The organism is Myroides odoratimimus (assembly GCF_038039805.1).
Taxonomy (GTDB): Bacteria; Bacteroidota; Bacteroidia; order Flavobacteriales; family Flavobacteriaceae; genus Flavobacterium; species Flavobacterium odoratimimum_B.
The window spans coordinates 193502-214383 of record NZ_JBBPHK010000001.1 but is presented as its reverse complement, the minus strand read 5'-3'; the positions used below and the strand labels follow the sequence as shown (position 1 = coordinate 214383).

Here is a 20882-nt window from a genome sequence, read left to right as displayed (position 1 = left end):
TAAACAATAATACAATGAAGAAAGGTATAATAGATACAGCTATTCACAAAAGATGGCTTGTAGCAGCGTTGTTTGCTTTGCTGTGTATATTTGGATATTATTCTTGGAAACAATTATCAATAGAAGCTTATCCAGATATAGCAGATACTACTTCTCAGGTAGTAACACAAGTGCCAGGGCTGGCAGCAGAAGAGATAGAATTACAGATTACCATTCCGATAGAGCGCGCTCTTAATGGTATGCCTGGAATGCACGTGATGCGTAGTAACAGTACATTCGGACTGTCTATGATCACGATAGTATTCGCTGATGGAGTAGATGACTACTTCGCTCGTCAACGAATCCAAGAGCGATTAAACGATGTAGAGTTGCCTTATGATGCGACTCCTGAGTTAGATCCGCTAACATCGCCTATCGGTGAGGTATATAGATATATCATAGAGGGAGATGGGTATAGTCTTAGAGAATTAACGGATTTACAAAACTTCGTGATTATCCCTAAGCTTAATCAAGTGCCTGGTGTAGCTGAGGTAACTAACTTCGGTGGAATCACTACTCAGTTTCAAATCGAACTAGATCCACATAAATTAGAACAATATGGTCTATCGCTAAGCGATGTGACAGAGACGATAGAAGAAAATAACGTTAATGCAGGAGGAAGTGTTCTAACTAGAGGAGACCTTGGGTATGTAGTGAGAGGTATCGGGTTGATTAAAGATTTAGAGGATTTAGGTAAAATTGTTGTTAAGGCAGAAGATGGTATACCTGTATTCTTAAACGATTTAGGTCGCTTAAAATATGGAAATGTAGAACGCAAAGGTATTCTTGGTTTTACAGATAGAGAAAGGGATTATTCTGATAGTATTGAGGGTATTGTACTGTTGTTAAAGCACGAAAACCCATCTGTAGTATTAGACAAGATACACCAATATGTAGATGAACTGAACAATGGTTTATTGCCAGAAGGTGTTAGAATACATACTTTCTTAGATCGTACAGATTTAGTAGATACGACATTACATACTGTGTCTACTACGCTAATCGAAGGAATTAGTTTAGTAGTGATTGTGTTGATTGTATTCTTAGGAAGTTGGAGAGGAGCGCTATTAGTAGCGATTACAATCCCTGTATCTCTGTTGTTTGCATTTATCATGATGCATTTCACAGATATACCTGCTAACTTACTTTCGTTAGGAGCGATAGACTTCGGTATTATAGTGGATGGTGCCATCGTGATGATGGAGTCCATACTGAAGAAGAGGGAGGATAATCCTGATGAGGAACTAAAAGAGAAGTCTATAGCACAGCGTACAAAAGAGGTGGCTAAGCCTATCTTCTTCGCAACAATCATTATTATCACAGCATACTTACCACTATTCGCTTTTGAACGTGTAGAGAAGAAGTTGTTTACACCGATGGCGTTTACAGTAGGATATGCCTTGATAGGTGCGTTATTAGTAGCCTTGATTTTGATACCAGGTCTTGCGTATGCGGTGTATAGAAAACCAAGAAAGATCTACCACAATAAGTGGTTAGAGAAATTAACGAATGTATATCACAATAGAATTATCAAGATTGTCAATAAGCCAAAGCAAGTATTCGTACCGCTATTAGTGGTATTAGCAATCACGGTAGGGCTTACGATGAAGGTAGGTAAGGACTTCTTACCCCCACTAGATGAAGGTTCTATCTGGCTTCAAGTAACCTTACCTCCTGGTATTTCATTAGAGAAATCAAAAGAGATGAGTGATACACTACGTGCTAGAACTATGAAGTATGATGAGGTAACGTATATCATGGTACAGTCAGGTCGTAATGATGATGGAACAGATCCATTTACTACTTCTCATTTCGAGTGTTCTATAGGCATCAAGCCTTATAAAGAATGGCCTCGTGGTAAGACTAAAGATGACTTAATCGAAGAATTAGCAGCAGAGTATGAGTCATTACCTGGATTTACAGTTGGGTTCGCTCAGCCGATGATCGATGGGGTAATGGATAAGATATCTGGAGCACATAGTGAATTAGTAGTGAAGGTATATGGAGAAGATTTTCACGAGACTAGACGTATAGCGAATGAGGTATTGGGTACGCTGCGTACAGTAGATGGAGCGGTAGATTTAGCGATAGATCAAGAGCCACCATTACCACAGCTACAGATTCACGCGAATAGAGATAAGATAGCTCAATATGGACTAAACGTATCTGATGTTGCAGAACTTATCGAGGTAGCTATAGGTGGTAAGGCTATATCACAGATATTCATCGGAAATAAAGTATATGACATCAGTGCTAGATATACTGAAGAGAGTAGAAATACACCAGAGAAGATCGCTAACTTAATGTTGACGTCTAGTACAGGTGCTAAGATTCCGCTTTCTCAGGTAGCAGATGTTAAGACGAGTACAGGAGAGAGTACGATCACTCGTGAGATGAATAGACGTCACTTAACTGTAAAACTAAACGTGCGTAATAGAGACTTAGCGTCACTATTAAAAGAAGCGCAACAAAAGATAGAAAGCAATATCACGTATGATCATGAGAAGTTCCACATCGAATGGGGTGGACAGTTCGAGAATCAGAATAGAGCGTATAGCCGTCTGGCAGTAATTGTTCCTTTGACCTTGTGTTTAATGTTTGTATTGCTATACGGAGCTTTTGGACAGTTTAGACAAGCTGGATTATTGATGATCGTTGTGCCGTTAGCTTTATTTGGAGGGATGTTAGCCTTAAACATTAGAGGGATGTCATTGAACGTATCTTCAGCAGTAGGATTTATTGCGTTGTTTGGGGTTGCGATACAGAATGGGGTGATTATGATCTCCCATATCAATGATCTCCGCAGAAGAGGTATAGCATTAAAAGAAGCAGTACTAACAGGTGCAGAAGAGCGTTTCAGACCTGTATTAATGACAGCTACAGTGGCGGTATTGGGGTTATTCCCTGCTTCGTTAGCTACAGGTATCGGTTCGGATGTACAGAGACCTCTAGCAACTGTGATCGTTTATGGTCTATTATTCGCTACTGTTCTTACACTGTTTGTATTACCTGCCTTGTATTATATGGTGGAGCGCAAATGGGGTAGTGATAGCGACTTCGTAAAAAGTGAAACAGACGAAAATTAGGATTAGGTATGAAGGTTATTAGAAAATATATACTAGTAGGATTATTAGCATTGTTCTGTAATGAAGTTGTGATAGCACAACTTCATACAGAGAATGTAAGTGATAAGACAGCATTGACATATAAGGAGTATCTTCATAAGATGTCAATGAACAACTTAGGATATGCTGCAGCAAAGTATAATATCGATATTGCAGAAGCTGAGGTACAAGCAGCTAAGATGTTCCCGGATCCTGAACTGAGCTTTGGTTGGTTTGATAATCAACAGAAGCGTATGCAGATGGGATATGGTTTTGAGGCTGAGTTGTCATGGGATTTAGAATTAGGTGGTAAGCGCAAGGCAAGAAAGAATTTAGCTGCAGATCAGAAGACATTAGCAGAATTAGAGTTGCAAGAGTTCTTCCAGACTTTACGTGCAGAGTCTACTATCTTATATTTAGAAGCATTGCAGAATAAGATGTTGTTCGATATACAACGCGATTCTTATGAGTCTATGAAGCAAGTGGCTAAATCTGATAGTATCCGTTATACATTAGGACAGATCAGTAAAGTAGATGCTATCCAAAGTAATTTAGAAGCTAAAGGGATGTATAATGAGTTACAAGATGCAGATGATGCTTGGGAGAATAGCTTGATAGAGATTAGAAACGTAATCAGTAAACAGAGAAACGATACAATCTATTTACCTCAGGGAGACTTCAATAAGTTTGATAGATTATTCTCATTAGATGACTTGATCGTGACTGCTCAGAACAATAGAGCTGACTTCCTTGTCGCTAGACAGAATAAGGTGGTAGCGAGTAAACAAGTCTCTTTAGCTAAAGCAGAACGTGCGATAGATTTAGGACTTAACTTTGGGGTAGAGAACAACTCTTTTGTAAAGAATGCAATCGCTCCTACACCTGGTAATACGGTGGTGAAAGCAGGTTTTTCTATTCCACTGAAGTTCTCTAATAGAAAAGAATCAGGATTAAAAACTGCATTATACGAGGAACGTCAAGCTCATCTAGAATACGACTTTATAGAGCTAGAGTTAGAGAAAGAGATCACTCAAGCATATCGTAACTATCTAACGAAACAAAAGCAGATCAATAGGTTTGAAAAAGGAATGTTAGAAGAGGCTAAACAGGTATATGAAGGTATCAAATATAGCTATCAGAGAGGGGCGAGTAGTCTATTAGAAGTGTTGGATGCACAACGTACTTATAACGAAACACAACAAGCTTATGCAGAGACGCTATTTGGTTATGCATCTGCTCTAGTGGAGTTAGAGAACGCAGTGGGTATTTGGGATATTGATTTTTAAGAATGAGAGGTATGAAAAACTTATTACTAAGTGTATGCTCTGTGTTAGCAGTATCTGGTACAGCGATAGCACAAGATGTAAATCACGATTTAAAAGGGAATACTACTTTTAGTGTAAAAGGAGGTTGGATACAGTCTACGCTTAAAGGAGATGATCTAGAGTATTTAGCTATAGACGGTAAAGTGAGTAACCGCAATAACTTCTTCGTGGGAGTGAGTGTGGATAATAGCTTAGGAAAATATTTTGGTCTGAAACACGAGTTGTTTTATCAACAGTATGGTGGTCGCTTTGATAGAGAGACTGAGGATGGAGTAACACTAGATGCTAAATTGCAAATGCATAGTCTACGTCTTAATCCAATCAGTGCTGTATTTAAAGTAGGAGGGCTACAGGTATATGCTGGTCCTTATGTGAATATGTTATTATATTCTTCTATTACAGCAGTAGATGAAGAGGGAAATACATATAAGGATCACGGTATTTTCGGTAGTATAGAAGATGATCAAGAAGATGGACAATATCTACAGAAGATGGACTACGGTATCGTAGTGGGTGCTGAGTACCAGTTTAACTGTGGGTTCTTAGTAGGAGCTAACTACAGTAGAGGATTTGCTAGTATTTTCGACAACTCGAATACATTTGGGTTAGAAGAAAATCCTGGTGTGAAGGATCTGAAGATATATAATCAGAGTTTTAATGTATTCGTAGGATATAGATTCTAATCAAAGAATACATTGTTTATAAGTTTAAGTGAGAGGCTAGTTGATCATCAACTAGCCTCTTTTTATTTATAGTAGAATCTCTTTGATCTCTGATAGTTTTTTAATAGAAGTAAAGTTCGGATGTACTATTTCGTGATCGACATGCTCGTGTAACCATGTAGTATGGAAAGGGACGTGTACTGCGTGACCACCTAGTTCTAATACAGGGAGTACATCAGATCTTAGAGAATTGCCTATCATAATAAACTCTTCAGGCTTGATATCTAAACGACCTAATAACTTCTGATAGTCTATTTCTTCTTTATCTGTCATGACTTCTATATGATGGAAGTATGTTCCTAAACCAGACTTGTGCAGTTTGCGGTGTTGGTCTTTTAAGTCCCCTTTGGTTGCGACTACTAGTTTATATTTTCCTTGAAGTTCTTTTAGCACTTGCTCTACGTCATCTAATAGTTCCACAGGTTTAGTTAGTAAGTCCTTTCCTATAGCGATTACTCTATTGATTACTTTTGGGCTTACAGTCTCCTTTGAGATTATGTTAGCCGCTTCTACCATGGATAGGGTAAAGCCTTTTATTCCATATCCGTATAGTGGTAGGTTGTCTATTTGTGTTTTGAATAGTATCTGTGAGATACTTTGATGTGTTAGGTAATCTTCCATTAAGATACAGAAGGCTTTCTCAGCTTCATTAAAGAAAGGTTCATTCACCCATAGGGTATCATCCGCATCAAAAGCAACAACTTTAAATGGTTTTGTCATGTTGTTTATTTTAGTATGTTATGTAAAGGTACGGGATAATGCTTGGTTTTAATACTATTAATAGTATTTTGTAAAGATACCTGTATTGTGTGTTTGAATTATTAATTAAAATAATAACACTCTCTTAATCTTGGAATTAAGAAGTAAGTTTACTTTTGAGAGAAATAACTTTAAATGTTAATATTGAAGTTTTTTGTCTATTAAATGTTTGTGAAGTCTCATAGTTTAATAGTTTTGTAGACAGAGACCTTATTAAACAAAACTAATCTTAGATAAATGAAATTTAAAACAACCTTATTTGCAGCAGTAGGCTGTATGTTTTCACTTTCTGCCTTAGCAGGTGAAACATTACCAAAACCAAAGTTAGTAGTAGGAGTAGTGGTAGACCAGATGAGATGGGATTACCTTTATAAATACTACGATCGCTATTCAGATAATGGATTTAAACGCTTATTAAACGAAGGTTTTTCAAGTGAAAACACGCTTATAGATTATATCCCAACTTATACAGCTATAGGACACAGTACTATTTATACAGGAAGTGTACCTGCTGTACATGGAATAGCGGGTAATGATTTTATCATTCAGGCAACAGGGGAAAGTATGTACTGTACTCAAGATGATAGTGTAGAAGCGGTAGGAGGAGTAGGTAAAGTAGGAAAACAATCTCCTAAGAATTTATTAGTATCTACTGTGACAGATCAGTTAAAACTAGCTACTAATTTTCAATCTAAAGTAGTAGGTATCGCTATAAAAGATAGAGGAGGTATACTGCCTGCAGGTCATTTCGCTAATGCTGCTTATTGGTTAGATGGAGCATCAGGTGACTGGATAACAAGTACTTTTTATATGAATGATTTACCAAAATGGGTGAAGTCATTTAATAAAGAGAAGTTAGCTGACAAATACTTTAAGAAAGGATGGAATACTATGTATCCTATAGATACGTACGTATTAAGTACTGCTGATGACAATGAGTATGAAGAAACATATAAAGGTGAAGCAAAGCCTGTATTCCCTCGTGATTTAGTTAAACTAAAGAAAGACAATGGGTATGATTTAATTAAAGCTACACCATTTGGTAATTCATTAACTCTAGACTTTGCAAAAGTTGCGATTGATAGTGAATCATTAGGAGCTAATCCGGCTGGAGTTACAGATTTCTTAGCAGTAAGTTTATCTTCTACGGATTATGTAGGACACCAATTCGCTATTAATTCAATAGAAATAGAAGATACATATTTAAGACTTGATGCTGATTTAGCAGAGTTCTTAACTTATTTAGATAAGAAAGTTGGAAAAGGTAACTATACTTTCTTTTTAACTGCAGACCATGGAGCTGCTCATAATCCTAAGTATTTTGCTGATCAAAAAGGTAACTCAGGTTACTTTAATACTGCAGAAGCGAAGAAAGTATTGAACGAAAAGTTAGAGAAAAAGTTCGGTGAGAAAGAAATCATCAGGAGCTTAACGAACTACCAAGTTCACCTAAACAATACTTTGGTACAAGAGAAAGATTTAGAAGAAGATGATATCCGTGAGTTTATCGTTAAAGAGATGAGGAAGCTAGAAGGTATTGCTTTTGTAACTGATATGGATAAAGCTGCTACAGCAGCTATTCCTGCTAAGATACGTGAGCGTATAGTTAATGGATATAATATCAAGAGAAGTGGAGTGATTCAGTATATATTAGAACCACAATGGTATAGTGGAAGAAAAGATGCTAAAGGAACAACTCATGGAACTTGGGGGTCTTATGATGCTCATATACCAGCTGTATTTATGGGATGGGGAGTTAAGCCAGGTAAGACTATCCGCGAGACTCATATGACTGATATAGCACCAACTATTGCAGAGATCTTAAAAATAGAAGCACCTAATGGAAATATAGGTACACCTATTCACGAAGCAGTAGATGTAAAATAAACATATTTTTAAAATATATATAGAGGTCAGTTGTGATATTACAGCTGACCTTTTTTTGTGTTTATAATTTAGATTGAATTTTAATAAAGGAGTGTGAAATTTATTTTATAGCTTTGGGAAATAGACACAAAAACACCGACAAATGAAAAAAAGGTATTTACTGTTCGGTTTTATTTTCTCTGTAAGTGCTTCAATGCATGCGCAGTATAAAACTGTTACTACAAAAGATGCTAATGGATTCACTTACGAATATGTAGAGAATGATCCAGCTAAGGCAAGAGTGTATACTTTAGGAAATGGGTTAAAAGTATATTTAGCTCAGAACCATGATGAACCACGTATACAAACGTATATTCCTGTTCGTACAGGATCTAATAATGATCCAGAGGATAGTACAGGACTAGCTCATTATCTTGAGCATATGGTGTTTAAAGGAACTTCTAAATTGGGAACTGTTAATTGGGCTAAGGAAAAAGAGCTAATTAAACAAATCTCTGATCTATATGAACAACATAAAGCTGAGAAAGACGTAGAGAAAAAGAAAGCTATTTATAAAAAAATAGACGAAATCTCTAAAGTTGCATCTCAGTACGCTGTTGCAAATGAGTATGATAAAGCTGTTGCTTCTATCGGAGCTACAGGAACTAATGCGCATACTTGGTTTGATGAGACAGTTTATAAGAATGTAATTCCTTCTAATGAGTTAGAGAAATTCTTATTGATAGAAAGCGAGCGTTTCTCAGAATTAGTATTGCGTCTATTCCATACCGAGTTAGAAGCAGTATATGAAGAGTTTAATAGAGGGCAGGATAATGACTATTGGGCTTCCCATGAAGCAATGATGAAGTTACTTTTCCCAACTACTCACTATGGAACTCAGACTACGATAGGTACTTCAGATCACTTGAAGAACCCTTCTATGGTAGCTATTAATAATTACTTCAATGAATACTATGTACCAAATAATATAGCAGTTGTATTAGTTGGTGATTTAGAGTTTGAACCTACTATTAAGTTAGTTAACGCTTACTTCGGTTCAATGAAGAAAGCGAATCAACCTAAAGAATATATTGCTCAAGAAGCACCTCTAACTAAGATACAAGTTAAGGACATTTATAGCCCACAAGCAGAGCGTGTAGAAATAGGTTTCCGTTTAGGAGGGGTTAAGACAAAAGATGCTATTTATCTTAACTTGATCGATATGTTGTTAAGCAATGGCCAGGCAGGTATTATAGATCTAGATGTAAATCAACAACAAAAAGCGTTGTATGCAGCTAGTTCTCCTATGGTAATGAAAGACTATTCTGTACACCAATTGACTGGTATGCCTAATGAAGGACAAACTGTTGAGGAAGTTAAAGATCTATTACTAGCTCAAATAGAGAAGCTTAAAAAAGGCGAATTTGATGAGTGGTTATTAAACGCAGTTGTCAATGAATTCCGTAAAAACTCTATGGAAGCTTTAGAAAGTAATGATGCAATGGCTACAGAAATGTATGAAGCGTTTATTCATGGGCGTACTTGGGAACAGGCTGTTTCTGATTTAGAGCGCATGTCTAAAGTGACTAAGCAAGAGTTAATCGACTTCGTGAACGCAAATTATAAAGATAATTATGTTGTTATTTATAAACGTCAAGGAGAGAATAAAGACTTAGTACGTGTAGAGAATCCTGGTATTACACCTATCGACATCAATAGAGATAGCGAATCAGAATTCTATAAACGTTTAAAAGGAATAGAAGTTGAAGAAATTGCTCCTGTATTTGTTGATTTCAATAGCGCTATTCAAAAAGAAAAAATCGGTAAAGGAAATAGCCAATTATATTCTATTAACAATACGACTAATGATTTAGCAACTGTAACTTATATTACAGAGGTAGGTTCTGATAACGACAATAAATTATCTTTGGCTATCAGTTATTTAGATTATTTAGGAACTAGTAAATACTCTGCTGCTGATATTAAGAAAGAGTTCTATAAGTTAGGTATTTCTTATGGTATTAGTACAGGTACAGATAAGACTTATATCACTGTAAAAGGACTGAAAGAAAACATCCCTGCAGGTATCAAATTATTAGAACACTTAGTAACAGATGCTAAGGCAGATGATACTGCTTATGCTAATATGGTAGATCAGATATTAAAAGGACGTTTAGATGCTAAATCAAGCAAGGGAGGAATTCAAAGAGCATTGAATAGTTATATCGTTTCTAATGGAGAGTTAAGCCGTTTTAAAGACATCTTAAGTGAGAATGAATTAAAGACTATTAAACCAACAGAATTAGTTGGATTAATTCATAATTTTTTCGATTATAATAATGATGTTTTCTACTATGGTAATGATAAGGAAACAGCAAAGAAAGCAATCGTAGAGCACCATAACTTAGGAAAAGGTAAGAAAATACCTGCTGCTAAAGTATATCCAGAACCAGCTACTGATGGAACATTGTACTTTGCTCCTTATGATATGGTTCAAGCAGAAATTACGTATAGAGCAAGAGAAGGTAAGTTTAATAAAGACTTATTAGCGACTAGTTCTGTATTTAATAACTACTTTGGAGGAGGAATGGCTTCAGTGGTGTTCCAAGAAATTCGCGAGTCTAAATCATTAGCATACTCAGCTTATGCATACTATATGAATGCTGCAAAAGCAGATAAGCATAACTATGTAATGGCTTATGTAGGTACACAAGCGAATAAATTACCACAAGCTGTAGAAGCAATGATGGAATTAATGAATGCTATGCCTCAAGGAGAAAGTCAATTCCAAAATGCTAAAAATACTGTTCTTAAGAATATCGCTACACAACGTTATACTAAAGCACAGATATTCTCTTACTGGTTAAGCTTAAAAGAGAAAGGAATTGACTATGATATTAATAAAGATATCTACTCTCAAGTACAAAATATGCAGATGACTGACTTAGTTAACTATTTCGATAAATACGTAAAAGGAAAAACTTTCAACGTAGGATTATTAGGTAAGAAAGAGAACTTAGATTGGGAAGCTGTTAAGAAAATGGGTAAAGTAAAAGAACTTAGCCTAGAAGACTTATTCGGTTATTAATAGTAAGTTTTAAATTATATACTAAAGGAGCTTTGCACATAGTGCAAAGCTCCTTTTTCTTTTATTACAGAGAGAATTAGCTGTGTGCAGTAACTTATTGTATCAGAATAAGATTAATGACTGTAAATGTCTCTATTTGAGTTTTGATTATAGATTATATAGGAACGCCTGATATTAATACAATATCAGGCGTTATAAGTTTATGTTAAGCCTCAGCTGAATCTAAAAGTTCAATGTATTCTAAACCTTGTTTGATAGACTTTACATTTTTAAAAGTAAGTAATAGTCTCAGTCCATTCTTTGTCTGTTTCTCTTTCATTTCACAGATATTAGAACGGTGTTGAACAAAGATTAGTACCTTTCTAAACTTAGCTGATTGATAGAAGTCAGACTGTTGATCTCCTAAGAAGTAACAAATCATCTTTCCTTGTTTCATCACGATCTTTTCTATTCCCATATTAGCTGCATGCCATTTGATGCGCAAGCTATTTAATAAAGCAATAGCCTGACGTGGCAGTGCGCCGAATCGATCTATTAATCGTTGTTCATACTGTTGCAAGACTTCTTCATTTGTTATCAAGCTCAGTTCGTTATACAAGTTTAGTCGCTCTGTGATATTATTGATATACTCATCAGGGAACAATATTTCGAAGTCAGTATCTATCTGAGTATCTTTTACGAATACCTTATTTTCTTCTTTATTCTCTTCTTCGTATAAGTCTTTAAACTCGTTTGCCTTAAGTTCTTCGATAGCCTCTTGCATGATCTTTTGATACGTCTCGAATCCTATTTCATTGATGAAACCACTCTGTTCACCTCCTAAGATATCACCAGCCCCTCTGATCTCTAAGTCTTTCATAGCGATGTTTAGACCACTACCTAAGTCGCTAAACTGTTCTAGTGCCTGTATTCTCTTTCTCGCTTCTTCTGTCATAACAGAATAAGGAGGACAAATAAAGTAACAGAATGCTTTTTTATTACTTCGACCTACACGACCTCTCATCTGATGTAAGTCAGATAGCCCGAAGTTATTAGCGTTATTAATTAATATGGTATTGGCATTAGGTACATCTAATCCACTCTCGATAATGGTAGTAGCAACGAGTACATCGAACTCCCCATTCATAAACGCAAGCATAAGTTCTTCTAGCTTTTTACCATCCATCTGACCATGGCCGATACCCACTTTAGCATCAGGGACTAGACGTTGTATCATACCTGCTACTTCTCTAATATTCTCTATACGATTATTGATGAAGTAGACCTGACCACCTCGCTCTATCTCATAAGACACAGCATCTCTAATCACCTCTTCATTAAATCCTACCACATTCGTCTCGATAGGATATCTATTAGGAGGCGGAGTACTTATCACAGATAAGTCACGTGCTGCCATCAGAGAGAACTGTAGTGTACGTGGGATAGGTGTAGCAGTAAGTGTCAGCGTATCTACATTCTCTGATATCGTTTTCAACTTATCTTTTACAGCTACTCCGAATTTTTGTTCTTCATCTATAATTAATAACCCTAGGTCTTTAAACACAATGCCTTTATTCACTAACTGATGTGTACCGATAAGGATATCTATCTTTCCAGCTTCTAGGTCTTTAAGTATCTCTGCTTTTTGTTTAGCAGTTCTAAACCTGTTGATATAAGACACGCGTACAGGCATGTCTTTTAGACGTTCTGTGAAAGTCTGATAATGCTGGAAGGCTAGGATAGTCGTAGGGACTAGTACAGCTACTTGTTTGCCATTATCGACCATTTTAAAGGCTGCTCTAATAGCTACTTCAGTCTTCCCAAAACCAACATCCCCACATACCAAGCGATCCATTGGTCTTTCTTGTTCCATATCCGCCTTTACCTCTTGTGTCGCTTTTAGCTGATCAGGAGTGTCTTCATAGATAAACGAACTTTCTAGCTCATGTTGTAAATAGCTATCAGGAGCACATTGGAACCCTTTCTGTAAACGGCGTTTTGCATATAGTTGAATAAGGTTAAAGGCAATGTGCTTTACACGAGCCTTTGTTTTATTCTTCAAGGTTTTCCATGCAGCCGAACCTAATTTATGGATCTTAGGTACAGCCCCATCTTTACCATTGTATTTTGATATTTTGTGTAGAGAGTGAATACTTACATAGACGATATCATTATCAGCATATACTAGCTTGATAGCCTCTTGTGTTTTTCCTTCTACTTGTATTTTTTGTAACCCTCCGAACTTACCGATACCATGATCTATGTGCGTTACGTAATCACCTACCGAAAGAGAGTTTAGCTCTTTTAGTGTGATCGTTTGCTTTTTAGTATACCCATTCTTGATACTAAACTTGTGATAGCGTTCGAAGATTTGATGGTCAGTATAACAGACGATTTGCTTCTCCTCATCGATAAACCCTTCGAAGATTGGCATTACGATCGTCTTGAATGATTGTACTACCTTGTGATTGTCATCTTCTTTAAGAGATTCAAATATATCTTTGAAACGCTTAGCCTGATTCTCATTAGAGCAGAATAGGTAGTTATAGAACCCATTGTCTGTATTGTCATTCAGGTTACGAGCTAGTAAGTCAAACTGTTTGTTAAACGAAGGCTGAGGTTTGATGTGAAACTCAACGGTCTTATTGACATCCATCAGTTTGGTATCATTTAGCTCCAGTAGCGTAAATAGCGCTAACTTATGTAAGAAAGATTGTCCGTCTAAGAACATATCTTTTGGTTCCTTGTGCTTTAAATCTTTATTTAGCTTAGAGAAGGTATCTACAGCCCTATCGAATTGACGGTCTAGCTGTTCTACTGTCATAGCAGTATGCTGCGTTAGTACAATAGTCTTCTCAGAGATATAGTCTAAGAAACTCTCTCTTACCTCTGCAGAGAACTTGTTCTCTACGTTGGGAATGATAGTGATTTTCTTTTGTTTATCTACAGATAACTGAGTTTCTACGTCGAAGGTACGGATACTATCTATTTCGTCTCCAAAGAACTCTATACGGTACGGATTGTCATTAGAGAAAGAGAATACGTCTATAATCCCTCCTCTAACAGAGAACTCTCCCGGTTCAGCTACGAAATCAACTCGTTTAAAATTGTATTCAAACAAAACCTCATTGATGTAGTCTATAGATAGTTTATCTCCTTGTTGTACTTTAAGTGTATTCTTTTCTAATACCTTTTTAGTAACCACTTTTTCGAATATAGCCTCTGTATAAGATACAATGATAGCTGGCTTCTTACGAGAACTAATCCTATTCAATACCTCTGCGCGTAGTAGTACATTAGCATTATCCGTTTCTTCTATCTGATAAGGCCTTCTATAAGAACCTGGATAAAAGAGAACATCAGTTTTATTTACTAGTGTTTCTAAATCGTTTAGGTAATAAGCAGCTTCTTCTTTATCATTAAAGATTAATAGAAAAGGAGCATCAGCATCTAGGAATAAGGCTTCTATCTGAAATGAGATAGCCGAACCTATTAATCCTTTTAGATATATTTTATTACCTCTAGATTGTAGGTCTTGGAGGAGTTGTTTTGTTTTTGAAGACTCTTGAAAGCGTTGTTTAATATCCATGCTCTATTCGTTTTCTGGTGTTGGGTTAGCCCTTCTTTCTTCGTTAATAGCCTCTAGCATTTCAGCCTCACCTTCTTCTTGTGGTAATTTTGCTTTGACAATGTTTTCATCCATCTGTGCTAGAAGTAATCTTAGCGCAGTGTTGGTATGTTTCAGATTTTGATCCAACTTTTCTATACTTATCGGCGTCACTTCTAAGAACATATTTAAGTTATTTAGAGAAGTTTGTAACAGTGCCATTCTAGATTTGATATCCGGCAAATCTAATTCTTTTGGATACTGTTGATAAGTAAGGCTTTGCAGCAATTCTGATAGTCTATTAGCTCTCTTCTGAAAAGCCCCTATAGTAGATACAGGTTTTAAACTTACCTCTTGCACAAATTCTTGCCAAGGTTTCCAGTCTTTTAGGATAACGCCTAACTCTGCAGAAGCTGCAGGAACACGTAGATTCCAGTTCTTCGTTAGATAATCATACACACTATCATTGTGTTGCGCTATTTTTAATTCTTGTTCTTTCACAAATTTCTCTTCGTCTTTACATGAGAATGATATGATAGATACTAAGAATAAAAGAGGTAAAAGTATATATAAATTGCTTTTCATTGTTCTTAAGTTTTAGAGGTCAAATTTACAAAGTTCTGTGCTATTTTATACCACTTAGATTGTCAGATTGTTATATAAGTTATAAAGTTATTGGAATGTTGATGATGAAAATTGATTTGTAAAGGGACTTAAACTATATTTGTGTACTTTTTAAATACACAAACAATGGGAACCAAAATTCTTATAATCGGAGCTTGCGGACAGATAGGTTCTGAGCTAACGCTTAAATTAAGAGATGTTTATGGAAGTGAGAATGTTATCGCTTCTGATATTAGAGAAGGAAATGAAGCTCTTATGAGTTCTGGACCTTTCGAGACATTAAATGCTATGGAGTTTGACGCTGTTGCGGCAGTTATAGAAAAACATCAAGTAGAGGAAGTTTATTTAATGGCTGCATTGTTATCAGCAACTGCAGAGAAAAACCCAGCTTTTGCTTGGGACTTAAATATGAACTCGTTGTTCCACGTATTAAACCTTGCTAAAGAAGGTAAAATTAAAAAGATATTCTGGCCATCATCAATAGCTGTTTTTGGCCCTACTACACCTAGACATAACACACCTCAGTATACTGTGATGGAGCCAAGTACAGTATATGGTATTTCTAAGCAGACTGGAGAGCGCTGGTGTGAGTACTACTATAACAAATTTGGAGTAGATGTACGCAGTATCCGTTACCCTGGGTTAATCTCTTGGACTACACCTCCAGGTGGTGGTACTACAGATTACGCAGTTGACATTTTCTATAAGGCAATCGAAGATAAACATTATAACTGTTTCTTATCTGAGGGATCAGCTCTTCCGATGATGTATATGGAAGACGCACTGAATGCAACTGTAGGTATTATGCAAGCGAAGAAAGAAGATGTGAAGATTCGTTCTTCTTATAATTTAGGAGGTATCTCATTCACGCCAGAAGAGATAGCAGCTGAGATTACGAAGCATATCCCTGACTTTACGATAGAGTATAATCCAGACTTTAGACAGGCTATCGCTGATAGCTGGCCAGCGAGTATAGATGATACTTCTGCACAGCAAGACTGGGGATGGAATCATAAGTATGACTTATCTTCTATGACAGAAGTAATGTTAGAAAACTTGACAAGAGAATTAAAGAAATAGAACTTTAAATATTCTGAGGAGCCAGCTTATAGCTGGCTTTTTTTGTACTTTAGCTTTTAGTATAGAAAGAAAAGTTCTTTGTGATATATAACTAAACTACATAATAATAAAATGATTCTTTATGTTTGGCAGTTTTTCTTACTTTCACTTATTGGGCTAATAATTTATAGCTTGTATAAAGTAGGAAGATCAACGTTAGAATATAATTATAAGGTGATATGGTGCCTCATCATTATATTCGCTCCAGTATTAGGCGCTATAGCCTATCTGTTAGTAGGAAATAAAGATAAAAAAGTAAGCCAGCTATAAACTGGCTTTTTTATTTGCGTAGTTTTTTAAAGACTAGTTTATACAGTGGTACTACTACGATGACTAGCGATATTATAGCTAATGCTAAGATAACGCTACTACTGATAGCTGTCATAGAACGAAGTACTATAGTGATTATAAAAAGGAAAGCCCCTAAGAGCAATAACTTTACATTTTTATCCATCTTTGTTTTTTTTGACAAAAGTAAAACTTTAGTTTAACTTATTAAATAGATAGATCACTAATGGGCTAATGATCATAACAAAAGATATCAGAAGCACAAAGTAAGCTAACTGAGCGCCTATTACATTTAAGTAAAACAAGGTAAATGACAGGGCAAATAATGCGATGCCGATTAGAAAAATTAGTTGATTTCTACTCATGGTCATTTCATTTTAGGATGATACTAATTTAGTTATTTTAACCGAGTTGTCAAATTTTATCTCGATGCTGAAGGAGGATTGTAAAACAATTATTAATTTTAGAGAAAATGTAAACATTCAAACTATGGACAAAGTAGTAACAGATATTTTAGACAATGCAAACAATGCATTTCTAAATTGGAAGAAACTTAAAGTGAGTGACAGAGTAACTTATCTTCAGAAAGTTAAGCAGAACTTACTTACTAATGTAGAGGAGTATGGAAAATGTATGACATTGGATATGCATAAACCTATTAAGCAAGCTGTAGCTGAAGCAGAGAAGAGTGCGAGGTTAATAGATTATTATATAGAGCATGGAGAAGAGATTCTAAAAGGGAGAACTATACAGACAGACTGGACAGAGACTTATACGGTGAATGATCCTTTAGGTGTCATTTTAGGAGTGATGCCTTGGAATTTCCCTTTCTGGCAAGTGTTTAGATTTGCTATTCCGACTTTATTAGCGGGTAATACTGTAGTCGTGAAGCATGCAAGTAATGTACCTCTTAGTGCCAAGGCATTAGAAGACTGCTTTAGAGTAGAGGGGTATGAGCAAGTGTACTTTAATATAACTGTACCAGGTAGAGAAGTAGATGCGATCATAGAATCACCTATTATTAAGGGTGTATCGCTTACAGGGAGTGAATCAGCAGGTAGTTCTGTAGGGAAGAAAGCAGGAGAATTAATTAAACCTACTGTATTAGAACTAGGAGGAAGTAATGCCTTTATCGTAAGAGAAGATGTGGATATAGACGCTCTTATTCCCACGGCTATCAATGCTAGATTTCAGAATACTGGGCAGAGCTGTATAGCAGGAAAGCGATTTTTGATCCACAATGCTATTATTAAAGAATTTACAGATAAGTTTGTAGCAGCAGTTAGAGAGATCAGATTCGGTGATTTAATGGATCATAATACAGGTATCGGATTGATGGCTAGAGAAGATTTAGCGATAGAACTAGAGACTATTATGAATGATTCTGTACAGATGGGAGCGAAGATAGTAGTAGGCGGTAAGCGCGATGGAGCAAAGTTCGAGCCAACTGTGATTACAGATGTCACATCAGATATGCCTGCATTTAAGCTAGAGACTTTTGGACCACTAGCGGTTATCGTAGGATATGATACATTCAATGAAGCAATAGAGATGAGTAACGATTCTCGCTTCGGACTAGGCGTAGCGATGTTTAGTAAAGATGTAGAATTCTTAAAATCTAAAATTCACGAGTTTGATGAAGGTGCTGTTTTTATTAATGAAATGGTCATTTCTGATCCTAGAGTACCATTCGGAGGCAATAAATTCTCTGGTATAGGGAGAGAAATGGCAGAAGAAGGATTATTATCATTCGTAAATAAGAAGTCAGTGGTAATTAAATAGGGCGGTTTTTATACATATATTGTCGTGTTATGCTAGATAAATTTATTGATTTTTGGACTACAATACACTTTGTAGATATTATTGAATTCTTTGGAACTTGTGCATTTGCTATTTCAGGTATTCGTATGGCATCAGCGAAGAGCCTAGATTGGTTTGGTGCTTTAGTAGTAGGATTTGTCACTGCTACAGGTGGTGGTACTCTGCGTGATTTACTACTGGGAGTTACGCCATTCTGGATGTTGAATAGTGTGTATGTATGGTGTACTGTACTAGCATTATTCTTTGTGGTAGTCTTTAGAAAACAATTAGTGCATCTAAACAATACCTTCTTATGGTTTGACAGTATAGGTCTAGGCTTATTTGTTGTTGTAGGTACAGAGAAGACCATGTCTCTGGGGTATCCGTTTTGGGTAGTAGTGATTATGGCTACTATTACAGGAGTAGTAGGAGGTATCGTTAGAGATATCATGATTAATGAGATTCCAGCTATTTTTAAACAAGAGTGGTATGCACTGACCTGTATATTCGGGGTGATGATATACTATTTGCTAGATTATTTCAGTGTGGGTATCATTTTTTCACAAATATTCTGTGCTGCATCTGTATTTGTAATACGCTTAATAGCAAACCGTTATAAACTGGGGCTTCCCACCTTAAAAAGTGAAGAATAAAAAAGTTTTATTTTTTTAAATTAATTATTTGCAGATACTAAAAATCGTTATATATTTGCACCGCAATAAAGGTAAAATATAACCTTCCTCCTTAGCTCAGTTGGTTAGAGCATCTGACTGTTAATCAGAGGGTCCTTGGTTCGAGCCCAAGAGGGGGAGCAAAACAAAAGCCAGTCATAAGACTGGCTTTTTTATTTTGAATCTATTTATATTTTTACTGTCTACTATTAGTATGTTTTTTAATTAGATTTAGTACCTGAATTTTTTAGCGATATCAGAATAGTCTAATCAATTTGTTCTGAGATTACGTTAGAGGCTTTTTACAAGCTATAAAAAGAGTGATAAGTAGTATTTAGAATCAGTAGCGTTATTTTTTTTTAAAAAAAGTAATACTACTTCTATCTCATAATCAGATAGTTTTAATTATAGGCTAATTTTTTTTGACATAAAATGCTCAAAAAGCCTATAAACATTGAGATATTTGATTAAAAATATATATATTTGCAGTGCAATAAAGGTAAAATATAACCTTCCTCCTTAGCTCAGTTGGTTAGAGCATCTGACTGTTAATCAGAGGGTCCTTGGTTCGAGCCCAAGAGGGGGAGCAAAACAAAAGCCAGTCTTATGACTGGCTTTTTTATTTGATATCTCTCTCATTTGTGTCTTGAGGGGTGTTACATACATGTATTCTTTTATCTGTTCGTATTCTAGGACATGACCTTCTCTTTGTTTTGTATTTTATTGATATAAAACTTATTATCTCTTGACTTCCAAATTTTTCAAACAATTAATAATTGCTTACTATAAGCTAGAGCTAGTATATTTTGTTCTTTTTACAGAAGTGATCGCATAGTGGTCGCATAGTGATTGGATAGTGATCGCATAAAAAAAGGCAAAAAGTATGCGACCACTATGCTATTAGTTTTCTATCACAAGCTGACCATCTAAAAAATGAATTAAAAATCAGCAATAAAAAGGGCGATATGCTTGGTCTTAGTTGACTAGAGGAGGATATAAGGTGTCTAAGGTGGATAAAAAGAAAATCCCCTTATAAATCTGCTTACTAGGGGATTGATAGTTGTGTAGTGTCTACAACAGCAACGCTGGATAACAATAGTTAGTTATATTGTAGGTTAGTCTTCTATGAGCTGGGGTAATTAAAAAAAAATCCCAATAGAAGGTTAGTATTGATAAGGTGTAGTCCTAGTTAAAGATTGCATTAGTACTGCGCGTCTTTACTGAAGTTGACCATCCATTGGATGCCAAATTTGTCTAATACCATTCCGAAATAGTCACCCCAAAACATGTCTTCTATCGGCATAATTACCGTGCCTCCTGCTGCTATCTTAACGAATAGATCATCAGCTTCTGCTTGGCTATCTGTGGATATTGATATAGAGAAATTGTTCCCTTGTACTACAGGTGTTGGATCGGCAGATGAAGTATCACTACCCATTAGTATAGACTTGCCGATAGGAAGTGAGACGTGCATGATTTTATTTTTATCTTCTTCGGATACTACAAATTCTGGACTATCGGGGATACTATCGAATCTAACGAGGTAAGTATATTCTCCTCCAAATACAGATTTATAAAAATTAAATGCTTCTTCACAATTGCCATCGAAGGTTAGATAAGTGTTCGTTGTTGCCATAGATATATTGTTTAAGTGGTTGATTATGAAGCAATTTAGGTAAAAATCAGGTTTTTGGATAAACTGATTTGAGATAAATTATCACAATTTTCATTTTTTGAGTATTGGCAAGGGATTGAAGAATTTTTGGGATATGATATATTCACTAATGGTGAATAATGTGTTCTAAAAATACGATTATGCTATATAAATTACGACATTATTATTTAGTAAAACCTGCTTTTTATCATGTATTATGAGGTATGTAAGTGCAAT

The 20882-nt window shown here is 35.8% G+C and carries 15 protein-coding genes and 2 tRNA genes; 11 read left to right on the top strand and 6 right to left on the bottom strand.

Annotation, left to right across the window (positions count from 1 at the left end):
- Positions 1–14 precede the first annotated feature (14 nt).
- The 3 genes from AABL85_RS00960 to AABL85_RS00950 are packed head-to-tail and all read left to right on the top strand — an operon-like array spanning position 15 to position 5151.
- Positions 15–3125, top strand: a complete 3111-nt coding sequence (locus AABL85_RS00960; RefSeq protein WP_341308855.1) for a CusA/CzcA family heavy metal efflux RND transporter — start codon at positions 15–17, stop codon at positions 3123–3125.
- Positions 3126–3133: 8 nt separating this feature from the next.
- Entirely contained in the window at positions 3134–4429 is a 1296-nt protein-coding gene (locus AABL85_RS00955; RefSeq protein ID WP_341308854.1) for a TolC family protein, read from the top strand.
- Between the two features lie 11 nt (positions 4430–4440).
- On the top strand, positions 4441–5151 hold the full coding sequence (locus tag AABL85_RS00950; RefSeq protein WP_006262525.1) for an outer membrane beta-barrel protein: 711 nt from the start codon (positions 4441–4443) through the stop codon (positions 5149–5151).
- Between the two features lie 66 nt (positions 5152–5217).
- Here the strand turns inward: AABL85_RS00950 and AABL85_RS00945 are convergent, their stop codons facing one another.
- Positions 5218–5910 carry an HAD family hydrolase gene (locus tag AABL85_RS00945; protein ID WP_341308853.1) on the bottom strand — a complete coding sequence of 231 codons (693 nt, stop codon included), beginning with the start codon at positions 5908–5910 and terminating at the stop codon, positions 5218–5220.
- Between the two features lie 276 nt (positions 5911–6186).
- Between AABL85_RS00945 and pafA the strand changes: the two genes are divergently transcribed.
- Together pafA and AABL85_RS00935 are read left to right on the top strand one after the other, a co-directional pair.
- Positions 6187–7836 carry an alkaline phosphatase PafA gene (pafA, locus tag AABL85_RS00940; RefSeq protein WP_341308852.1) on the top strand — a complete coding sequence of 550 codons (1650 nt, stop codon included), beginning with the start codon at positions 6187–6189 and terminating at the stop codon, positions 7834–7836.
- A gap of 142 nt (positions 7837–7978) precedes the next feature.
- A complete protein-coding gene (locus AABL85_RS00935) occupies positions 7979–10903 on the top strand; it encodes a M16 family metallopeptidase (protein ID WP_286414880.1) in 2925 nt (974 codons plus the stop codon).
- Between the two features lie 205 nt (positions 10904–11108).
- On the opposite strand, the gene mfd is transcribed toward AABL85_RS00935, so the two are convergent.
- Positions 11109–14471 (bottom strand): transcription-repair coupling factor, encoded by a 3363-nt coding sequence (gene mfd / locus AABL85_RS00930; RefSeq protein ID WP_341308851.1) that lies wholly within the window; start codon positions 14469–14471, stop codon positions 11109–11111.
- 3 nt (positions 14472–14474) lie between these two features.
- A complete protein-coding gene (locus AABL85_RS00925) occupies positions 14475–15074 on the bottom strand; it encodes a hypothetical protein (RefSeq protein ID WP_131540447.1) in 600 nt (199 codons plus the stop codon).
- Between the two features lie 165 nt (positions 15075–15239).
- Between AABL85_RS00925 and AABL85_RS00920 the strand changes: the two genes are divergently transcribed.
- A complete protein-coding gene (locus AABL85_RS00920; protein WP_073143943.1) occupies positions 15240–16193 on the top strand; it encodes an NAD-dependent epimerase/dehydratase family protein in 954 nt (317 codons plus the stop codon).
- 111 nt (positions 16194–16304) lie between these two features.
- A complete protein-coding gene (locus AABL85_RS00915; RefSeq protein ID WP_286436589.1) occupies positions 16305–16502 on the top strand; it encodes a PLD nuclease N-terminal domain-containing protein in 198 nt (65 codons plus the stop codon).
- Positions 16503–16512: 10 nt separating this feature from the next.
- Here AABL85_RS00915 and AABL85_RS00910 read toward each other — a convergent pair whose 3' ends face one another.
- Positions 16513–16686 (bottom strand): hypothetical protein, encoded by a 174-nt coding sequence (locus tag AABL85_RS00910; protein ID WP_006257795.1) that lies wholly within the window; start codon positions 16684–16686, stop codon positions 16513–16515.
- 28 nt (positions 16687–16714) lie between these two features.
- Positions 16715–16885: a hypothetical protein gene (locus AABL85_RS00905; RefSeq protein WP_165868443.1), complete on the bottom strand. Its 171-nt coding sequence runs from the start codon at positions 16883–16885 to the stop codon at positions 16715–16717.
- Positions 16886–17009: 124 nt separating this feature from the next.
- Here AABL85_RS00905 and AABL85_RS00900 point away from each other — a divergent pair, with 124 nt between their 5' ends.
- The 4 genes from AABL85_RS00900 (at position 17010) to AABL85_RS00885 (ending at position 19578) form a co-directional block, all read left to right on the top strand.
- Positions 17010–18302, top strand: a complete 1293-nt coding sequence (locus AABL85_RS00900; protein WP_341308850.1) for an aldehyde dehydrogenase family protein — start codon at positions 17010–17012, stop codon at positions 18300–18302.
- A gap of 29 nt (positions 18303–18331) precedes the next feature.
- Positions 18332–18973: a trimeric intracellular cation channel family protein gene (locus AABL85_RS00895; protein WP_131540449.1), complete on the top strand. Its 642-nt coding sequence runs from the start codon at positions 18332–18334 to the stop codon at positions 18971–18973.
- Between the two features lie 85 nt (positions 18974–19058).
- A tRNA-Asn gene (locus tag AABL85_RS00890) sits at positions 19059–19132 on the top strand.
- A 372-nt stretch (positions 19133–19504) separates the two neighbouring features.
- Positions 19505–19578, top strand: a tRNA-Asn gene (locus tag AABL85_RS00885).
- Between the two features lie 614 nt (positions 19579–20192).
- Here the strand turns inward: AABL85_RS00885 and AABL85_RS00880 are convergent.
- A complete protein-coding gene (locus AABL85_RS00880; protein ID WP_341308849.1) occupies positions 20193–20627 on the bottom strand; it encodes a VOC family protein in 435 nt (144 codons plus the stop codon).
- Positions 20628–20882 lie beyond the last annotated feature (255 nt).

Bases quoted from the DNA above. Each gene is read 5' to 3' on its own strand.
- AABL85_RS00895 (WP_131540449.1), top strand. From the start codon at position 18,332: ATGCTAGATAAATTTATTGATTTTTGGACTACAATACACTTTGTAGAT.
- AABL85_RS00910 (WP_006257795.1), bottom strand. From the start codon at position 16,686: ATGGATAAAAATGTAAAGTTATTGCTCTTAGGGGCTTTCCTTTTTATA.
- AABL85_RS00905 (WP_165868443.1), bottom strand. From the start codon at position 16,885: ATGAGTAGAAATCAACTAATTTTTCTAATCGGCATCGCATTATTTGCC.
- AABL85_RS00900 (WP_341308850.1), top strand. From the start codon at position 17,010: ATGGACAAAGTAGTAACAGATATTTTAGACAATGCAAACAATGCATTT.
- AABL85_RS00915 (WP_286436589.1), top strand. From the start codon at position 16,305: ATGATTCTTTATGTTTGGCAGTTTTTCTTACTTTCACTTATTGGGCTA.
- AABL85_RS00950 (WP_006262525.1), top strand. From the start codon at position 4,441: ATGAAAAACTTATTACTAAGTGTATGCTCTGTGTTAGCAGTATCTGGT.
- AABL85_RS00880 (WP_341308849.1), bottom strand. From the start codon at position 20,627: ATGGCAACAACGAACACTTATCTAACCTTCGATGGCAATTGTGAAGAA.
- AABL85_RS00920 (WP_073143943.1), top strand. From the start codon at position 15,240: ATGGGAACCAAAATTCTTATAATCGGAGCTTGCGGACAGATAGGTTCT.
- AABL85_RS00935 (WP_286414880.1), top strand. From the start codon at position 7,979: ATGAAAAAAAGGTATTTACTGTTCGGTTTTATTTTCTCTGTAAGTGCT.
- mfd (WP_341308851.1), bottom strand. From the start codon at position 14,471: ATGGATATTAAACAACGCTTTCAAGAGTCTTCAAAAACAAAACAACTC.
- AABL85_RS00925 (WP_131540447.1), bottom strand. From the start codon at position 15,074: ATGAAAAGCAATTTATATATACTTTTACCTCTTTTATTCTTAGTATCT.
- AABL85_RS00945 (WP_341308853.1), bottom strand. From the start codon at position 5,910: ATGACAAAACCATTTAAAGTTGTTGCTTTTGATGCGGATGATACCCTA.
- AABL85_RS00960 (WP_341308855.1), top strand. From the start codon at position 15: ATGAAGAAAGGTATAATAGATACAGCTATTCACAAAAGATGGCTTGTA.
- pafA (WP_341308852.1), top strand. From the start codon at position 6,187: ATGAAATTTAAAACAACCTTATTTGCAGCAGTAGGCTGTATGTTTTCA.
- AABL85_RS00955 (WP_341308854.1), top strand. From the start codon at position 3,134: ATGAAGGTTATTAGAAAATATATACTAGTAGGATTATTAGCATTGTTC.